The organism is Hominisplanchenecus faecis, assembly GCF_020687205.1.
Lineage (GTDB): Bacteria > Bacillota > Clostridia > Lachnospirales > Lachnospiraceae > Hominisplanchenecus > Hominisplanchenecus faecis.
The window spans coordinates 12,797-32,359 of the sequence record NZ_JAJEQE010000002.1 but is presented as its reverse complement, the minus strand read 5'-3'; the positions used below and the strand labels follow the sequence as shown (position 1 = coordinate 32,359).

Sequence of the window (19,563 nt, the reverse complement as noted above, 5' to 3'; positions counted from 1 at the left end):
AGATTCCGTTCTGTGACTTGAAATTCTCCGAAAACTTATCTACACCATCAAAAACGGATGTCGGATCGGCTCTGTACAGATTTCCATTTCAGGAAAACGCTCCTTTAATTCTTCTGCCATTTGTCCGATAAAAATATGTTCAATGCCATAATGACCGGCATCGATCACATTCAGTCCCTGGTCTACAGCATCAATCCCATCGTGATGGCCAAAATCTCCGGTGATATAAACTTCTGCCCCATTTCGGAGGGCATCTGCCGTCATACTCTTCCCGGAGCCCGGAAGAACCGCCGCACGGTTCAGAACTGTTTCCGGATTTCCGAAAATCTTCACATCCGGTATCTGAAAAACATCTTTTACATACTCTGCACACTGAAGCAGTGTCATCTCTTTTGGCAGTTCGCCTGCCATACCAAAACCGCCTTCACGTCCATCCGGAAGCACACAGGTTTTCTCCATGATCTGTGCATCCTTCAACGCAAGCATCCTGGCTGCTAACGGTGCCATCTCCACGATGTCATAATTGGTATGCATTGCATAATAAGCGATGTCATGCTTTATCAGTTCCAGCACACGCCGTCCGTAAAAATCACCGTCATTTATTTTTTTCAGTCCATACATCAGCATCGGATGATGCGTCAGCAGCAGATCTGCTTTTGCATCGATGGCATGGCGGATCACTTCTCCGGTCGCATCCAGTGCGATATAAATGCTCTTGATCTCTTTCTCATAGCTTCCCACCTGCAGTCCCGGATTATCCCAGGATTCTGCGATGGATGGCGGATATTTTTTCTCCAGTAATTCAATCAGCTCCCGGCAGATCATGCCTTCTCACACTCCTCTTCTGTTTTCATCCATTTCTGTGCTTTCCGGTTCAGGGCAAGCAACGCCTCTATTTCCAAAATACGCTCTTTCACCCTCTCTTTGGGCTGCTGCCTTAAATTCTGAAACACACCAGTCAGCGTGGTCTCTTCTTTTTTCAGAAAAGAGCCAAGAACCGGATTCTTTTCTTTTAATAAAAAAGCTCCATATTTCCATTCTATGTCTGCAAGTTCTTCCATATGTCCGTGCTGCACATGCATCATCGGATAGTATTTTTCTTCCTCGCATACCATCTTTTCTGCTGTGATCACGTAGTCATTTTCATACAGATATTTTCGCACCTTATCAATGTCAGACTGCGGCTGCAAAACCAGCTCTTTTACGTCCACCAGTACTTTTTTGCCTTCTTCTAAAATTTTCATGACGAGTGTTCCACCCATGCCCGCAATCACCACGCTGTCCGCCTCGTCCGGATTTAATTTCAAAACGCCGTCAGATAAACGTGTCCTGATCTTCTCCTGCATATGGTAACGCTCAATATTCATCTTAGCCCGCAGAAGCGGTCCCTTTTTTACATCCATGGCAATCGCTGACGGGATCTTTCCCATCTCACATAAATAAATCGGTATGTATCCGTGGTCTGTTCCCACGTCTGCCAGACGGCTGTTTTCTGTTACCATGGAAGCAACCGCCTGCAGTCTGTCTGATAACTGCATATCTGTTCTCCTTAATCAAGATAATCTTTTAATTTCCGGCTGCGGCTCGGATGCCGCAGTTTCCGCAAAGCCTTCGCCTCGATCTGCCGGATGCGTTCCCTTGTGACATGGAACTCTTTTCCGACTTCCTCAAGTGTCCGGCTTCTTCCATCTTCCAGCCCAAATCTCAGAGCCAGTACTTTCTTTTCCCGGTCTGTCAGCGTCTGCATGACTTCATCCAGCTGCTCCTGCAAAAGCGTATACGCTGCAGCATCGGCCGGCACTTCGCTTTTGTTGTCTTTGATAAAATCGCCAAGATGTGTGTCATCCTCTTCCCCGACCGGCGTTTCCAGCGAGATCGGGTCCATGGCGATCTTGAGAATCTCTTCCACACGCTGCACCGGCATCTTCATCACTTCCGCAATCTCTGCCGCACTTGGTTCACGGCCAAGCGACTGTGTGAGCTGTCTGGACGTGCGGATCGTGCGGTTGATCGTCTCTACCATGTGCACCGGAATCCGGATCGTTCTCGCCTGATCTGCGATCGCCCTGGTAATCGCCTGACGGATCCACCAGGTCGCATAGGTACTGAATTTATAACCTTTTTTATAGTCAAATTTCTCAACAGCCTTGATCAGACCTAAGTTTCCCTCCTGGATCAGATCCAGAAACTGCATTCCGCGTCCGGTATAACGTTTTGCAATGCTTACTACCAGACGAAGATTGGACTCGGCAAGTCTTTTTTTGGCTTCCGGATCTCCCTTTTCCATCCGCTTTGCCAGCTCAATCTCTTCATCTGCGGTAAGCAGCGGGATCTTGCCGATCTCTTTTAAATACATCCGTACCGGATCATCGGTACTGATCCCTTCCGGAACTTCCAGTGCCGCTTCCGAAACATCGACTTCTTCTTCCTCTTCCAGATCTTCCAGGGCATCTGCATCTTTCTGCCTGAGAACATCCACGCCATGCTCATCCAGATAGTCCAGGATTTTTTCGCTCTGTGTCTCGGTAAGCGAAATTCCTTTAAAATAATCTACGATTTCCTGATGTTCCAGTGCATTTTTATGTTCCTTTGCAAATGCAAGCAGTCCTTTTAATTTCTCCAAAAATTCTTTGCTGTGTTCCTCCATCTGATCCACCTTCTTTCAAGTGCCGTATCTTTCCTATATTTTTTCCCCAATACCGGAAAATATACAGCTGACTATGCTCCCATCTGATGCCTGTGCTGTCTTGCTGCTGCCGCCTGTGGATGCAGGATTCATCTCACATCTGATATGTGATCTTCGGCATATCCTGAACTTTCTTTCTGTCCAGTAAGATTTTCTGCAATCCCGCAATATCTGCCGGATTCATGTTTTTCGTTCGAAATTCAATACTGTTGTTGATAATCTTTCGCAGTGTTTCATTCAATGCTTTGTCAAATTCCGCCTGCGACTGCAGGTTTAACTTGGCATGGAATAACGATGCGACTTCTTTCTGTGTTTCCGGATCTTCAAAATGATTGATGATCCTTGCCGGATTCAGCTCGCTCTTTTCAAGCTGTTCAAACAAAAGCTGTGCCGCCTGATGATAAAGATCTTCTGTGAAATCATCCGCATCCAGGTATGGTTTTACTTTTGCATACAATCCTTTTTTATCAATCAGCCAGGTCAGCATCAGTCTCTGTGACTGTTTCATGCCGTCATCCTGACTTTTTTTCCGGATTTCTTTTCGTTCTCGGTCCACAGCACTTTTCGGTACTTCCCTGCCGATTGCACGCATCGCACTGCGATTCACCATTTTTCTTAAATTGTCAAATCCGATATGATATTTCTCTGCGACTGCCTGAATATAATTTTCACGTTCCAGCTCCTGCTCAAACTCCATCAGTTTTTCCGATACCGCCTGGAAAAAAGAAGTTTTTCCTTCCGGGTCTTTCATGTCATAATTTCTCTCCAACACGGAAATTTCAAACATAAAACTGTTTTCCGCCTGATCAATGCGTTCCTGAAACTTCTCTGCCCCAAGGGTTTTGATAAATTCATCCGGGTCTTTATAAGGATTCATATGCAGCACTCTTGCCCTGAGTCCTGCACGTTTTACGATCGGTATCGCCCTCAGTGCGGCACGCACACCGGCATCGTCACTGTCGTACGTCAGGATTACTTCGTCCGTATAACGTTTCAGAAGTGTGGCATGCTTCTCCGTCAGAGCCGTTCCAAGCGATGCCACTGCATTTGAAAATCCCGCCTGATGCATGGAGATCACATCCATATATCCTTCACAAACCAGCAGATACTTTTTCCTTGCTGTTCTTGCAATGTTCAGTCCGTACAGATTGCGGCTTTTATCGAAAACGATCGTCTCCGGCGAATTTAAATATTTAGGCTTGCCGTCTCCCATCACACGGCCTCCGAAACCGATCACACGGTTGTTGACATCCAGAATCGGAAAGATGACACGATTCCAGAATTTATCGTACATGCCATTTTTTTCATCCACATTAAACAGCCCGGATTCTTTTAATAATTCATCGGATATTTTTTTGCTTTTAAAATACTGATATAGATTGCTGCTGTATTTGCTGGAATATCCAAGTGCAAACCGTTTGATTGTCTCATCATCCAGCTGTCTGCTTTTCAGGTACTGCATAGCCTGAGCCCCGCTCTCCGTACGAAGCTGATAATAAAAATAGTTGGCTGCCATCTTGTTTATTTCCAGCACCTGCATGCGGAGATCCTGCTGTCTTTTTTCTTCCTCTGAATATTCCCGCTCCGGAAGCTTGATCCCGACCCGGTCTGCCAGGTATTTCAGTGCCTCCGGAAAACTGTAATTCTCATATTCCATAATGAACGTAAATACATTGCCGCCTGCTCCACATCCGAAACAATAGTACATCTGTTTGTCCGGACTTACCGAAAAAGATGGGGATTTTTCATTATGAAATGGACAAAGTCCAAAATAAGAGCTTCCTTTTTTCTGAAGCTTGACATAAGTGCCGATCACTTCGACAATATCGTTTCTCTCTCTGATCTCTTCGACCAGTTCTTCCGGATAATACATACCTATCTCCTTATTTCCTGCTTATTCATTTTACCGGCCATGCCTTCGGAATATAAAGGTCTGCAAACGCCTGCATGGCATACTGATCGGTCATCCCTGCTATGTAATCACAGACAACCCGCTCTTTCTCCTGTCCCTCATCCATCAGGTTTAAATATTCCTCTGACAGTTCCAGAGGATGCTCGATATAGTACTGATAAAGTTCCTGTAAAAGATGCCGGACCTTTTTTTCTTCTCTTTTTGCCAGCGGATTGTGATACACATTCTCAAACAGGAAGTTCCGCATTCCCCGCATCGCCTTTTCCATCTCCGGTGACATGACAATGTCATCTTTGCCCTGACTGTGGATCACAATATCGTGGATCAGAGCATTTAAACGTTCCCGGATCGTATCACCCAAAACTTCCCGGTATTCTGCCGGAACATCTGCTTCTTTTAAAATCCCGGCACGCAATGCATCATCAATGTCGTGATTGATGTATGCGATTTTATCTGAAAGCCGTACGATCTTTCCTTCCAGCGTGGAAGGATGACCGGACGTTCTGTGATTTCGGATCCCGTCACGGACTTCCCAGGTCAGATTCAGACCTTTTCCGTTCTTCTCAAGAAGTTCTACAACGCGGACACTCTGTTCAAAATGAGCAAAACCAAACGGGCAGATCTCATTTAACGCCTGCTCGCCTGCATGGCCGAACGGTGTATGCCCAAGGTCATGCCCAAGTGCAATCGCCTCCGCCAGATCTTCATTCATCCGCAGGGCTCTTGCGATCGTCCTCGCCGTTTGTGCTACCTCAAGCGTGTGGGTCAGCCTGGTGCGGTAGTGATCTCCCTGCGGCAGCAGAAAAACCTGTGTCTTATGCTTCAGTCTGCGAAATGCTTTAGAATGTAAAATACGATCCCGGTCTCTTTGATAGACCGGACGGATATCGCATGGCGGCTCTTCCCGGTCGCGTCCCCTGGACTTGCTGCTGAGGGATGCATACGGGCTGAAATAAGCCACTTCTCTTTGCTCTGCCATCTCTCGAATCGTCATGGCAATCGCCCCCTTTCTAATTATTTTATCACGTTTTTTCCATATCTAACAAGAATTTTTTCATTTTTAAGGCAAAAAAATGTTATTTCACCACACTTTTCCGTAGAAACGGCCGGGCAGTTCGCCTTTTCTAACCGTTCTATGGTTTCCGGTGCCGGATGCCCGTAGCGATTTCCTTTTCCATAAGACAAAACCGCCATCTGTGGTTTCAGGATATCCAGCAGTTCTTCTGAGGTGGCTCCTTTGGAACCATGATGTCCTGCCTTTAAAACTTCGATTTTATTTCCTCCTTCCAGAAGCTGCGGCAGTTTTTTTCTTCTGATTAGATCCTTTTCCCCTTCTTTTTCCAGATCCCCCATCAGCATCACATCAAAAGATTTGTATTTTACATGCAGCACCATGGATGTCTCGTTTTTATTTTTGGAAGTATCCCCAGCTTTCGGGGCAAGACAGGTAAGCATCATCGACCGGGTACAGATACAGTCACCCTCTCGCATTTTGTGCACGGCGATCTTCTGCCCTGCTGCCAGTCTTTCAATCTCAAGGTACGTCTCATCCGGATTTTTGATGGCTGGCAATACCAGATTTTTTATTTTAATACTGCATGTTTGACGCTCCAGCAGTTCCCTTACTCCATTGATATGATCCATATCCATGTGACTTAAAAACACATAATCCAACCGGTCAATCCCATGATACCGCAAATACGGAAGAATTCTGTATTTTCCAACGTTCGAGACACTGCTGCTCCCGCCGTCACACAACATGGTCACACCGGTATCATCCCTTAGCACAATCCCATCCCCCTGTCCGACATCCAGAAAGGTCACAGAAAACGCCTTCGGCTCCGTCCGCTTCAAAAAGAAAATCGCCATGAAAACAAAGACCAGATAACAGACTTTCTTTTGTTTTTTCTGAAGCAGCCACACAGCCCCCGCAGACAGGATCACATAATACAGAAGAATCGACCACAGTTTCGGTCTTCCAAAAATCATCTGAGAAAAAGGCAGTTCCAGAGATACGCGGCACAGACAGGAATATAAATTTAACACACCATGCACTGCCGCTGCCGGATATGAAGCTGCTTTCAGCGAAAAAAAAGAAAAAAGCAAGGCACTGCCGCCTCCGGCGAGAACAAACGGAAGCAGCGGTATGACCATACTATTCAACATCACACTGTAAAGAGGAAAAGAAAAAGAATGCCACAGAACACACGGCAGCATAAAAAGCTGAATAGCCGCCCCGGAAGAGATATATGATCCGTAATGCTTTTTCAGAATCGGATAAAATCCACCGATCGCTGCCACAGCAGAAACTGACATCTGAAATCCAGATGAGAATAATAAAATGGGATAATCAAAAAGAAGTAAAAAAACAGCTGCTGACAGAGCACTCAATAAATCATACGTCCTTCCAAGGCACTGTGCTCCGAGAAAAAGAAGAAACATGATCATGACACGGCGTGTAGATACACCTGCACCGGTAAAAACTGCATAAAATAACATAAAATTGCCTGCGATCCCGGAAGAAACCACAAATGAGATCCCCAGTTTTCGCAAGATATGATAGAGTGCCATGCCAAACAGAGAAATATGAAGTCCGGAAATCGCAAGCACATGAGCAATGCCGCCCACCTGATACCAGTCTCTGATCTCCTCAGCCAGCCTGCTCTTATCGCCAAGTAGCATCGCTGCGAGAATTCCGGCATCCTGCTCATCAAATATCTGCTCCAGATGCCGCATACAGATCCTGCGGACTTCATACATCCACTGTAACAGCGGATTCTGCCTGCCATCCCGAACGGTTAAACGGGCATTTTTCATACTAAACAAAAGACGCTCCGTCTGCTGGTAAAAAAGGCGGTCAAACGCTCCATCGTTTGAGGGAGCCTCTGCAAGCGTCAGTTTGCCGCAAATCTGCACCCAGTTTCCGTACGCACAGTCCGCTGGCTCTTCCAGAATTGCCCGAACCTTAAGACGTTCGGAAACCTCCTCCATAAAATCAGCCTGTATATGATCTGCATATACATACCAGAAATCTGCTCCTGCCTCGATCTGACAGACTCTTCCCGTGCAGGAAACCTGTTTTCCGTCAAACGACTGCGGATAAGGAAACTGCTCCCGAATCCCTGCAAAATGACAGAGCAAGATCCATAAGATCAGAATACCTGTCAAAAACAACAACGGTCTCTTTTTGAAATATATCAAGTGCCGCTCTCTGTCTGTGCTTCCTTTGTCAGATTCGGATCAACGCCAACCGATGGAACCGCACCGTTATCGCTGCTCCCGGTATCGTTTTCTCCGTCTTTCTCCCGTATGAAACTGTTGTTACAGGAAAACACCTGTGACAGATCCAGTGTATCACGCAAAAGTACATCCGAGCTGCCTTCCACCTGGATCTGGACTTTCGTGATATCCTCACAGCTTTCGCAGATGGAATTTACGATCGCATAAACCGTCACTTCTGGTGTAACTGAAGATCCTGCCACTGCCTGATTAAATTCACTGCTTAAATTCACCGTACATAAATCCCCCTCCGTACGGATTTCACGCACAACCGTATCAGACGGCACAACTGCAGTAAGTTTGCTGCCCGCCGGTCCTGCGATCAGCTGCTCAACCACCAGTTTTTCAAGAGAATCATCCGATGCATAATGCACGTTTCGCATCTGTTTTGTCAGTGAAGTGCCGTTTCTGCTACCGAAATAAAGCGGCAATGCCTCATATTGATATGCATTGATACTGTCACCCTCCGAATTAATAAACGAAGAGGCATGCATCGGCCCTACTGCCTGATTTTCCGAATTCAGAAGTGCCTCACCTGCAACGGTAAATACCACTTCCCGGACATCCGTGATCTGCGTCATCGTCTGCACCACTGCGGCACGCAGCAAAACTTCTCTTGTATCATCCATCTGCTTATATGCATCATTAAAATCAATCGTCAGTCGTCCGTCCTTTAAAGTCGATACCGCAGCAGTCAGCCCCTCCGGAAAAACACTCTGATAGTCGTTTCGATTAAACGTCCCTTCCATTGCAGAAAGCAATTCTTCCACCAGTTTTTCCCCACCTTCTGCTTCCGGCTCATATTGCACTTCCCGAAGTGCAGTAGCCTCTGCATTACGGCAAAAAACCTTATAACCGCTCTGTTCTGCCTTCTGTGTGCCCTGGCAACTCGTGAGCATCAGGCCAAGAAACACAGCTGCTGCAAATCCTGCCATTTTTTTCATATTTCTGTTCTCCATTCCGGCAAAAGCCCCTGCCAGGTGAACCGTTGTATCAGTTCACATAAATCAGCGGGATCCGAACAGTAAAGGTCGTACCTTCGCCCTCTTTACTGTAAACCTTGATCGCTCCGCGGTGCATCAGGATCGCACTTCTCGTGATTGCAAGCCCCAGACCGGTTCCGCCGATCTCTCTTGAGTGTGATTTATCCACACGGTAAAAACGTTCAAAAATAGCATCCTGTGACTCTTTTGGAATACCAATGCCGGAATCTTCTACTTTTACATAAAAATATTTGTTGTCTACATTAAGCGAAACATGCACCCATCCGCCCTCTTTGTTGTATTTGATCGCATTTTCGACCAAATTAGACAGGGCAAGCGTCAGCTTCGTCTCATCCACTTCGGCATTGACCGGGCGGAAACTCTCCAACACAAGGTTGATATCCTGCTTGTCCGCGATCGGTGTCAGTCTCTTGATGATCAGCTCCAGCAGTTCATTGATATTTTTATTTTCAATATGCAGATCTGCTGCCTTTTTATCCATCTTCACAAGCGACAGAAGATCCGTGATGATCTTATTCTCACGATCGATCTCTTCTGCGATATCCGCCATAAACTCCTGATAAAGCTCCACCGGTGCATCCGGCTGTGCCAGAAGAGAATCTGCAAGTACTTTCATCGATGTGATCGGTGTTTTCAGCTCGTGTGACACGTTGGAGACAAACTCCTGCCTGGAATCATCGAGAGCTTTCATGCGGGCAAGCATCTGATTGTAGGCCTCTGCAAGCTGCTGTGTCTCAGTGTAGTCCGGTATGGAGATATCAGCATCCAGAAAGCCCTCCTGCACCTGGCTCAAAGATTTGGTAACCTTTTCAAACGGCTTTGCCAGCATCTTGGAAAGATAGTATGCAATCAGAAAAATGGCAATCCCCATTCCAATCTGAAGGATCAGTACTTTCCGGTTCAGATCATCACGGTTTTTACGGATATCTCTAGTCGGTGTACTGACGATCATCACGCCTTCCACTTCTTTGCTCTGAGCATCATAAATCGGTATGGTAATTTCAATAAAGCCGTTTTTCCTGCTGTAGCTCTGTCCATCCTCACCGCGAAAACAGCGGATCACCTCTTCCGCCACAATATATTTGCCCTCATCTGTCTGATCGGTATCCTTAATAATGCGAAACTCTTTATTGACGACAAGAATCCTGCCGTTGTAAAGATTCGCCATCTGCTGCAGCTCCACATCTGTGATCTTGGACTTCTCACCGCTCAGGTAATCGGTCTTGGAAATCTGGGCTGTGATCAGATCGCTCTGGCTCTGTATAATACTGATACGCTGTTTCACCGCCTGATCCTGATAATTCGTTAAAATCCCGTGTTTGATCAACATGATCGGCACAATTCCAACGATGATAAAGATCAGGCACATACGAAACTGAAGACTGTTTATGTACTTTCGTAATTTTTCGTTTTTTTTCTTTTTTCTGAACACTTGCTCCCCTGTGCCTGCTCCCTTCCTTCAGTGTACCTTTCCAAGTCGAATGCACGTGAGACTTGGCATGCGATTCTGGTCAGTTTTGCTGACATTTACCTGACAGTTATGAATGCTGGAAATAATATCCGACGCCCCATTTGGTGTGTACATACTGCGGGTCGCTCGGATTTATCTCAATCTTTTCTCTCAGTCTCCGGATATGTACATCTACGGTACGCACATCTCCCGGATATTCATAACCCCAGACAATGTTGAGCAGATTCTCTCTGCTGTACACCTTGTTCGGATGAAAGATCAGAAGCTCCAACACATCAAATTCTTTGGCAGTCAGGTTTACTTCTCTGCCTGCAATGTTGACGCGTCTCGCCTCGCAGTCCATCGTAAGATCTCCTGCCTGGATCACTTTGCTCTTTGTCTGCTCTGCTCCCTTTTTCTCGGTACGGCGCATGATTGCTTTGATACGTGCTTTGACTTCCAGAATGTTAAATGGCTTGGTGATATAGTCATCTGCTCCATACTCCAGACCAAGGATCTTATCCATATCATCACCTTTTGCAGTCAGCATGACAACCGGAACACTGGAAGTTTCACGCAGCTGCTGGCAGACTTCAAAGCCGTCAAGCTTCGGAAGCATCACATCAAGAAGTATAATATCATACTCTTTTTCTCTTGCCATACGCAGAGCTTCTTCGCCGTCATATGCACAGTCAACTTCCATGCCGTCCTGTTCCAGACTGAAGCGGATTCCTTTTACGATCAGTTTCTCATCATCTACAACTAATACTTTCTTTGCCATTTTTGTTCATTCCTTTTGTTTTATTTTACTGCTGTACTGTTATTTTATCTTTTATTTTTCCAAACACCGCTTCTTTGATCCCGCTGATATTCATAATATCTTCGATCTGCTCAAATCTGCCCTGTTCTTCCCGGTAACGTACGATATCGGCAGCTTTGGATGCCCCGATGCCGGGAAGCGTCATCAGTTCTTCTTCTGATGCCTGATTGATATTGACTTTGCCTGCATCTGCCACTCTGCCCTCACCGGACGTTTCCAGAGAACCCTCGGAAGATGACAGCTGCTTTGTCTTCTGTTCTTCGACTGTAACGATATACAGTTGCTGCCCGTCCTGAAGTACGGATGCCTGATTGACCGCTGAGATGGCAGCATCTTTTGCAAACCCGCCGGCAAGCTCGATCGCTTCATACACACGTGCTCCCCTTGCAAGTTTTACAACACCGGGAGTTCTGACGGCACCTGCCACATCTACATAGATCCAGGCGTCTGTTTCCACATCCGTCCCCCCTGCTTTCATCCGCTCCGTTTCTTTCGATTCTCCCACTTCAGACTGATTGGAAATTTCTTCCGAAAACACCTCATCCGCCGCCTGTTCAAACGTGATCTCACCTTTTTTATTACAGCCGACCAAAAAAATACACAGTACAACGATTATGGTCAGATAAAACAGACTCTTTAACTTTCTGCCTGATTTTCTCAAAAGGACTCCTTCCTGCCTTCTGACAAAATTCCCCTGTACAGATATTCCTATTTTATCGAACATTGTTCAAAAATACAACCGTTATTTTTCAAATATGACAACACCGATGATCGCGATCGCCATCCCTGCCACTTTTCGCATGGTAAGCGGTTGTTTTTCTACGCCAAACCATCCCAGAAGCTCGATCACGTAGGCAATGATCAGCTGGGAGATCACGATCAGCATCGCCGCTTTCGCAGGTCCCAGGCTGTTCATGCTCTTTATTACGGTAACAGTGATAAATGCACCGATCACACCTCCAAGCAGCGTCCATTTATCCGGGACCTGTGTAAGCGTCATAAAACTTTTCCCGTCCGCAAAATACCAGATCACAAGACAGACCAGAAGTGCCGTAAACTGCACAAAACTGGTCGAAACCCAGAGGCTGGTCGCCTTTGTCACCTGCGTGTTGAAGACGCCCTGCACACTCATCAGGGCTCCCGATAAAAGTGCTGTTAAAATTCCAATCATAAAAAAACTCCTTTGCCTGTACTTTCTGACAGTATATGCACAAAGGAGTTTTCTATACATTTTTTACTGTTTTATAAAACCGCTTCCAGTTTTTCAACCATCTCGTCGATGTCTTTCTCGGTGATCACAAGCGGAGGCACCAGACGCAGTACATCACTTCCTGCGGAAAGCACAATCAGACCATTTGCCAGAGCTGCTTTGACAAGTTCGCCGACCGGTCTGCCGCTCACAACCAGTCCCTGCATGAATCCTTTTCCGCGGCGTGCGGTAAAGCAGTCATGTTTTTCTACCAGTTCATCCAGTTTCTTTTCCAGATACGGAGCTGTCTTTCTTACATGACCGACGATGTCATGTTCTTCAAACAGATCAAACACTTTGGAAACCGCTGCACAGGCGAAGGGATTTCCGCCGTAAGTTGTACCGTGATCTCCCGGAACTAAAGAGGCTTTTGCAGTCTTTTCGTTTAAGACAAACGCTCCGACCGGCACGCCGCATCCCAGTGCCTTTGCACAGGTCATGATATCCGGCATCACGCCGTACTGCTGCCATGCAAACATGCTTCCGGTACGTCCCATACCACACTGGATTTCATCGAGGATCAGAAGAATATCTTTTTCTTCACAGATTTCTTTAACACCTTTTAAGAAGCTCTCTTCCATCGGATAAATGCCGCCTTCGCCCTGAAGGGTTTCCATGATAATCGCACAGGTTTTGTCTGTGATCTGAGCTTTTACACTGTCCAGATCATTGTAATCTGCAAATTTCACGCCGCCCATCAGCGGTTTGAACGCTTCCTGATAATGCGGGTTTCCGGTAACGGAAAGTGCTCCGACGCTTCTTCCGTGGAAGGAATGGTTCATGGCAATGATCTCGTGATCCGTTGCATGGTCTTTGTTCCATGCATATTTACGTGCGGCTTTGATCGCACCTTCAATCGCCTCCGTACCGCTGTTGGTAAAGAATACTTTGCTCATGCCACTTGCCTTTACCAGTTTTTCTGCTGCTTCCATCATCGGCACATTGTAGAAAAGATTGGAGGTATGGATCACTTTGTCGATCTGATCTTTTAAAGCCTGATCGTAGTCCGCATAGTGATAGCCAAGTGCAAACACCGCAATTCCGGCACCGAAATCCAGATATTCCTTTCCTTCGGTATCATAAAGATGTACGCCTTCTCCTTTTTCAAAAACAACCGGGAAACGGTTATAGGTGTGCAGAACCACCTGTTCCGTTCTCTCCATATATTCATTCATTTTCATTGTAAAAACGTTCCTCCTCATCCCCGATAATCGCAGTACCGATACCTTTGTTGGTATAGAACTCCAACAGCAGGCAGTGCGGGATCCTTCCGTCCAGGATATGTACTCTGGAAACACCGGACTTGATCGCATCGACACAGTTCTGGATCTTCGGGAGCATGCCGCCACCGATATTTCCGCTGCCGAGCAGTTCTTCTGCTTCCGGAATACTCAGTTCGGAGATCAGTGTGGATTTGTCCTGCGGATCACGGTATACACCCTCGATATCCGTTAAAAATACCAGCTTGGATGCTCCGACTGCCGTTGCAATCGCACATGCTGCATCGTCTGCATTGATATTATAAGAATGATACTCATCATCGGAACCGATCGGGCAGATCACCGGGACAAAATCATTGTCCAGCAGTGTATTTAAAAGCTCGGTATTGACTTTTGTCACTTCGCCTACAAAACCGATATCTTCGCCTTTGGAGAGTTTCTTCTTAACACGCAGAACGGAGCCGTCTTTTCCGCTGATACCAACCGCTTTGACTCCGACTTTCTCCATCATGGACACCAATCCTTTGTTGATCTTATTTAAGACCATCTCAGCCACTTCCATGGTGTCTTTATCCGTCACACGCAGTCCGTTGATAAATTTGGTCTCAATGCCGACTTTGCCTGTCCATTTTGTGATTTCTTTTCCGCCACCGTGCACGATGATCGGGCGAAATCCGACCAGTTTCAGAAGTGCTACGTCACGAATGACGTTTTTCTTCAGTTCATGTTCTACCATGGCACTTCCGCCGTATTTTACAACGATGGTCTTGCCGCTGAATTTCCGTATATAAGGTAACGCTTCATTGAGCACACTGGCTTTCTGAAGCAGATCCTGCATTGTATCCATTGTTTTTTCCTCCAGTTTCTATCCATACTTCCGGCATCCGGACAGATGCCTGTAAATTGCTCTGCCACAAAGCAGCTCTTACCGCTTAAGAGCGGTAATCGGCATTGATCTTTACATAATCGTAAGTCAGATCACAACCCCAGGCAGATGCGGATGCCTCTCCCATTTTGATGTCAGCAACAGCCGTCACTGCTTTTTCTGAGAGTACCTTTGTCGCTTCTTCTTCGCTGTAATCAAGTGCCACACCGTTTTCGATGATCTTCAGCTTACCTGCTGCACTTTCAAAATACAGATCTACTTTTTCCGGATCAAACTTAGCTCCGGAATAACCCATGGCACAGAGGATACGTCCCCAGTTTGCATCATGTCCGAAAATAGCCGCTTTGGTAAGGTTTGAACAAATAACGGATTTTGCCAGAATCTTTGCCTGTTCTTTTGACTGTGCTCCGATCACTTTTGTCTCAAACAATGCAGTGGCACCTTCGCCGTCCCCTGCCATTTTCTTTGCGAGCGTCTCGTTGATATAGTGCAGTGCCCTGGCAAATGTCTGATAATCTTCGCCTTCCTCTGTAATTTCCGGATTCTCTGCCAGTCCGTTTGCCAGCAGCAGAACGGTATCATTTGTGGAAGTATCTCCGTCAACAGAAATCATATTGTAGGTATCATCGACATCTGCACTCAATGCCTTCTGAAGCATTTCTTTTGAAATAGCTGCATCTGTCATGAGGAAGCTCAGCATCGTGCACATATTCGGATGGATCATACCGGAACCTTTGCACATACCGCCGATCGTTACCGTCTTACCGCCAATCTCAACTTCAACGGCAACCTCTTTTTTTACCGTATCCGTTGTCATGATCGATTCTGCTGCCAGTGTTGCTGCTTCTCTGGTATCCAGAAGCAGTCCGGAAAGATCCTTCACGCCTTTTTTGATCGTATCGATTGGCAGCTGTTTTCCGATCACACCGGTAGATGCTACCAGAACCTCATCCTTGTCGATACCGAGTGCTTCTGCTGCCGCTTTTGCAGTCTCTTCACAGTAGCCATATCCTTCTGCTCCGGTGCAGGCGTTTGCGATACCGCTGTTTACCACAACAGCTCTCGCCTCTCCATGTTCGTATACTACATGCTGATCCCATTTTACCGGTGCGGCTTTTACAAGGTTTGTCGTAAACGTTCCGGCTGCCATACATGGTGCACTGCTTACGATCATTGCCATATCTTTTTTTGTACCTTTTTTGATACCTGCATGCATACCGGCTGCTTTAAATCCTTTTGCAGCGGTTACACCTCCATCTATTATCTTCATCTATGCTCACGACCTTTCTCTGTTTTATGGGAACATTGGTACGCCCTGAAGGCCTTCGTTCTCGGCAAATCCAAACATCAGGTTCATATTCTGCACGGCCTGACCGGCTGCACCTTTCACCAGATTGTCCATTGCCCCCATCATGATCACACGGTTTGTTCTCGGATCCAGTTTGAAGTTTACATCCACATAATTGCTTCCTTCTACCCACTTCGTCTCCGGGCAGACATCCTTATCCAGAACACGTACAAACTGTTCTTTTCCGTAATAAGCATCATAGATCGCCTTAACTTCTTCGTAAGTCACCTCTTTTTTCAGAGATGCATAAGCAGTAACCAGAATACCGCGGTTCATCGGAACCAGATGCGGTGTAAAATTAATATGGATCGGATAACCGGCGGCATAACCTAACTGCTCTTCGATCTCCGGTGTGTGTCTGTGTGTTGCAACACCGTATGCTTTGATGTTCTCATTGACTTCACAGTAAAGGTTTGCAACCTTGGCACTGCGTCCTGCTCCGGAAGTACCGGATTTAGCATCAATGATAACGGTATTTCCATCAATAATGCCTTCCTTTAATAATGGATAAATGGACAGGGTGCTGCATGTCGGATAGCATCCCGGATTTGCGATCAGTCTTGCCTTTTTGATATCCTCCCGGTTGATCTCACACAGTCCGTAAACAGCTTCCTCAATAAACTGCGGTGCTTTGTGTTCCAGATTATACCACTGCTCATAAGTCTTCCGGTCTTTGATACGGAAGTCCGCACTTAGATCGATCACTTTTGCCTGACTTAAAATCCCTTCATTTATAAGAGATGCACACAACCCCTGCGGTGTTGCTGTGAAAATCACATCTACCTCTTTTGCCAGCTGCTCCATATTGTCATCCAGACATTTTGCATCCACGATCTGGAACATATTCTGGTAAACACTGCTGTATCTCTGATCCACATAACTTCTGGAACCATACCACGCAATCTCTGCTTCTTTATGGTTAAGGAGAAGACGGACAAGCTCGCCTCCTGCATATCCGGTTGCTCCTATTATTCCGGCTTTTATCATATCAACATTCTCCTTTCAACCTAATATATCTTTTCTGTCCGGATCATTCTTCTTTTCCTTTTCTGTCAAATGTGAGGTGCCGCCCATCTGATGCAGTCTCCGGCAGATTCATAAAAATTCGCTGTGCGAATGAAATCTTTCTTATCATATACCAGTTTTCTTTATAAGTAAAGAGTTTTCTTTGTATTTTTATTGTATTTTTATTCATACGCAATGTATATTATTCATTTTACAGCTGTTTTTACAACTTTTTCGTTTTTTCACTTGCATAATTATGATAACTGTTGTATAGTGTATGATACCAGGGTCGAAAGCCAAAAACCACGATGTACTTGCACAAGAGTGGTTTTATGGCTCTTTTGTCTTTGACTTACAAAATGATCATAAATTTCAGGAGGAATACATATCATGAAAGAAAAAGTAGTTCTGGCATATTCAGGCGGTCTCGATACCACCACACTGATCCCTTGGTTAAAGGAAACCTTTGACTATGAAGTTATCTGCTGCTGCATCGACTGCGGACAGGGTAACGAGCTGGATGGTCTGGAAGAGAGAGCAAAACTGTCCGGTGCTTCTAAATTATATATTGAAAATATCATTGATGAATTCTGTGACGATTTCATCATGCCTTGCGTAAAAGCCGGTGCAGTTTATGAGCACAAATACCTGCTTGGTACTTCCATGGCACGTCCGGTTATCGCAAAGAAACTGGTTGAGATCGCACGTAAAGAAGGTGCTACTACCATCTGCCACGGTGCTACCGGTAAAGGTAATGACCAGATTCGTTTCGAACTGGCAATCAAGGCACTGGCTCCGGATCTGAAGATCATCGCTCCATGGCGTATGACCGATGTATGGACCATCCAGTCCCGTGAAGACGAGATCGAATACTGTAAAAAACACGGTATCGACCTGCCGTTCGACCACAGCCACAGCTACAGCCGTGACCGTAACTTATGGCACATCAGCCACGAAGGTCTGGAGCTGGAAGATCCGGCAAACGAGCCAAACTTCGAAAACATGCTGGTGCTTGGCGTGACACCGGAACAGGCTCCGGAAAAAGGTGAATATGTTACCATGACTTTTGAACAGGGGGTTCCGAAAACACTGAACGGAAAAGCCATGAAAGTTTCTGAGATCATCACAGAGCTGAACGCTCTTGGAGGTAAACATGGTATCGGTATCGTAGATATCGTAGAAAACCGTGTTGTTGGTATGAAATCCCGTGGTGTATATGAGACACCGGGCGGAACCATCCTGATGGCAGCCCATGAACAGCTCGAAGAACTGACTCTGGACCGTGAAACCATGGAAACAAAGAAAAAACTCGGCAGCCAGTTTGCTCAGGTTGTATACGAAGGAAAATGGTTCACACCGCTGCGTGAGGCAATCCAGGCTTTCGTTGAAGTAACACAGAAATATGTAACCGGTGAAGTTAAATTCAAACTTTACAAAGGAAACATCATCAAAGCCGGCACAACTTCTCCATACAGCCTGTACAATGAATCTTTAGCATCCTTCACAACCGGTGATATGTACGATCACAATGATGCAAGTGGATTTATCACCCTGTTTGGTCTGCCTCTGAAAGTACGTGCTATGATGCTCGCTGAAGTAGAAAAGAAAAACCTTGGTGAATAATTCTGTAAATATTTTTCATCCGAAGTCCGGCGATGTTCTGTGACTTCACAAGTAACCTGAATATAAGGGAGCACTGCAAAAGTGCTTCCTTTTTCAGATTTCAGATTATCCCAAAACAGAACAGATCCGGCGGATTGCAGAGGCATTTTTGAACGTCAAAATAAACAGGAGGTTTGCATGGTCAGTTTTGAATATTATCGTTTTTTTTATTTTGTAGCCCAATATAAAAGTTTTACAAAAGCTGCCGAGATTTTAAATAACAATCAGCCAAATATCACCCGCTGCATGAACATTCTGGAGAATGAACTGGAATGTAAACTGTTTGTACGCTCCAACCGTGGAGTAACACTGACACCTGAGGGAGAAAAACTATTCCAGCATGTCGCGATCGCTTACGAGCAGCTCTCTACTGCAGAATCCGAGCTGAAAAAAGACAAAAGTCTGGAGAGCGGTCTGATCACGATCGGTGCAAGCGAGACAGCTCTGCGACTGCTGCTGCTTGACCGACTGGAGACCTTTCACGCACAGTATCCGGGAGTCCGCCTGAAAATTTCCAATTTCTCCACCCCTCAGTCCATTCAGGCACTGGAAAACGGACTGGCCGATATTTCTGTTGTCACAACACCGCTCAAGCTGAAAAAATCCATGCGTCATTATACGCTTGCTTCCTTCCGTGAGATTCTGCTCGCCGGGCCAAAATACGCTGATTTTTCCTCTAAAATCCATCATCTCTCAGAGCTTACGGACATTCCGTTTATTTCTCTCGGACAAAATACTGGAACAAGAGAAATGCATATCAATTACTTTCTGCAGCATGATCTGCCGTTCTATCCGGATATCGAAGCCGCTACCGCAGATCAGATCCTGCCGATGATCAGGCACAACCTCGGAATCGGATTTTATCCGGAGGCACTGGCAAAAGAAGCCATTAAAAAAGGCGAAGTGGTACAGCTCCACCTCACCTCAAGAATGCCGGAACGCGAAATTTGCCTGATCTGGGACAAAAACCGGCCAAAAAGCATTGCCGTCCGCAAGCTTATGGATGCTTTGCAGACGGCAAACATGTAGATTACAGGAAGTA

General features: G+C 46.0%; 17 protein-coding genes. 2 read left to right on the top strand and 15 right to left on the bottom strand.

Translation table 11 applies throughout. From position 1 onward, the window contains the following. Positions 1-39 precede the first annotated feature (39 nt). From LKD42_RS00990 to argC, 15 genes are all read right to left on the bottom strand, one after another. The gene (locus tag LKD42_RS00990) at positions 40-825 is read right to left on the bottom strand and encodes a Nif3-like dinuclear metal center hexameric protein (RefSeq protein WP_248834549.1); all 786 of its coding nucleotides are present in this window, start codon (positions 823-825) and stop codon (positions 40-42) included. Further along, on the bottom strand, positions 822-1,538 hold the full coding sequence (locus LKD42_RS00985) for a tRNA (adenine(22)-N(1))-methyltransferase (protein ID WP_248834548.1): 717 nt from the start codon (positions 1,536-1,538) through the stop codon (positions 822-824). Before LKD42_RS00985 ends, LKD42_RS00990 begins: the two co-directional genes overlap by 4 nt. Before the next feature lie 11 nt (positions 1,539-1,549). Continuing rightward, a complete protein-coding gene (gene rpoD, locus LKD42_RS00980; RefSeq protein ID WP_248834547.1) occupies positions 1,550-2,647 on the bottom strand; it encodes an RNA polymerase sigma factor RpoD in 1,098 nt (365 codons plus the stop codon). 133 nt (positions 2,648-2,780) lie between these two features. Next, positions 2,781-4,559, bottom strand: coding sequence for a DNA primase (gene dnaG / locus LKD42_RS00975; protein ID WP_022119566.1), 1,779 nt, complete (start codon positions 4,557-4,559; stop codon positions 2,781-2,783). A gap of 25 nt (positions 4,560-4,584) precedes the next feature. Then, entirely contained in the window at positions 4,585-5,592 is a 1,008-nt protein-coding gene (locus LKD42_RS00970) for a deoxyguanosinetriphosphate triphosphohydrolase (RefSeq protein WP_248834546.1), read from the bottom strand. Positions 5,593-5,612: 20 nt separating this feature from the next. Further along, positions 5,613-7,772, bottom strand: a complete 2,160-nt coding sequence (locus LKD42_RS00965; protein WP_248834545.1) for a DNA internalization-related competence protein ComEC/Rec2 — start codon at positions 7,770-7,772, stop codon at positions 5,613-5,615. A gap of 23 nt (positions 7,773-7,795) precedes the next feature. Then, positions 7,796-8,821 carry a GerMN domain-containing protein gene (locus LKD42_RS00960; RefSeq protein WP_248834544.1) on the bottom strand — a complete coding sequence of 342 codons (1,026 nt, stop codon included), beginning with the start codon at positions 8,819-8,821 and terminating at the stop codon, positions 7,796-7,798. 49 nt (positions 8,822-8,870) lie between these two features. After that, on the bottom strand, positions 8,871-10,250 hold the full coding sequence (locus tag LKD42_RS00955) for a sensor histidine kinase (RefSeq protein WP_022119562.1): 1,380 nt from the start codon (positions 10,248-10,250) through the stop codon (positions 8,871-8,873). A 169-nt stretch (positions 10,251-10,419) separates the two neighbouring features. Continuing rightward, positions 10,420-11,112, bottom strand: coding sequence for a response regulator transcription factor (locus LKD42_RS00950; protein ID WP_022119561.1), 693 nt, complete (start codon positions 11,110-11,112; stop codon positions 10,420-10,422). Positions 11,113-11,137: 25 nt separating this feature from the next. Then, positions 11,138-11,812 carry a helix-hairpin-helix domain-containing protein gene (locus LKD42_RS00945; RefSeq protein ID WP_248834543.1) on the bottom strand — a complete coding sequence of 225 codons (675 nt, stop codon included), beginning with the start codon at positions 11,810-11,812 and terminating at the stop codon, positions 11,138-11,140. An 81-nt stretch (positions 11,813-11,893) separates the two neighbouring features. After that, entirely contained in the window at positions 11,894-12,322 is a 429-nt protein-coding gene (locus tag LKD42_RS00940; protein ID WP_147631379.1) for a DMT family transporter, read from the bottom strand. 71 nt (positions 12,323-12,393) lie between these two features. Next, on the bottom strand, positions 12,394-13,581 hold the full coding sequence (locus tag LKD42_RS00935; RefSeq protein WP_248834542.1) for an aspartate aminotransferase family protein: 1,188 nt from the start codon (positions 13,579-13,581) through the stop codon (positions 12,394-12,396). Then, positions 13,568-14,467 carry an acetylglutamate kinase gene (gene argB, locus LKD42_RS00930; RefSeq protein ID WP_022118659.1) on the bottom strand — a complete coding sequence of 300 codons (900 nt, stop codon included), beginning with the start codon at positions 14,465-14,467 and terminating at the stop codon, positions 13,568-13,570. Before argB ends, LKD42_RS00935 begins: the two co-directional genes overlap by 14 nt. Positions 14,468-14,552: 85 nt before the next feature. Next, the gene (gene argJ / locus LKD42_RS00925) at positions 14,553-15,776 is read right to left on the bottom strand and encodes a bifunctional glutamate N-acetyltransferase/amino-acid acetyltransferase ArgJ (RefSeq protein ID WP_022118658.1); all 1,224 of its coding nucleotides are present in this window, start codon (positions 15,774-15,776) and stop codon (positions 14,553-14,555) included. Between the two features lie 24 nt (positions 15,777-15,800). Then, a complete protein-coding gene (gene argC / locus LKD42_RS00920) occupies positions 15,801-16,841 on the bottom strand; it encodes an N-acetyl-gamma-glutamyl-phosphate reductase (protein WP_022118657.1) in 1,041 nt (346 codons plus the stop codon). Between the two features lie 408 nt (positions 16,842-17,249). On the opposite strand from argC, the gene LKD42_RS00915 reads away from it, so the two are divergent. Further along, positions 17,250-18,482 carry an argininosuccinate synthase gene (locus LKD42_RS00915; protein ID WP_173865568.1) on the top strand — a complete coding sequence of 411 codons (1,233 nt, stop codon included), beginning with the start codon at positions 17,250-17,252 and terminating at the stop codon, positions 18,480-18,482. Positions 18,483-18,659: 177 nt separating this feature from the next. Continuing rightward, complete coding sequence (locus LKD42_RS00910) at positions 18,660-19,550, top strand: LysR family transcriptional regulator (protein ID WP_248834541.1); 891 nt, start codon at positions 18,660-18,662, stop codon at positions 19,548-19,550. Positions 19,551-19,563: the final 13 nt, after the last annotated feature.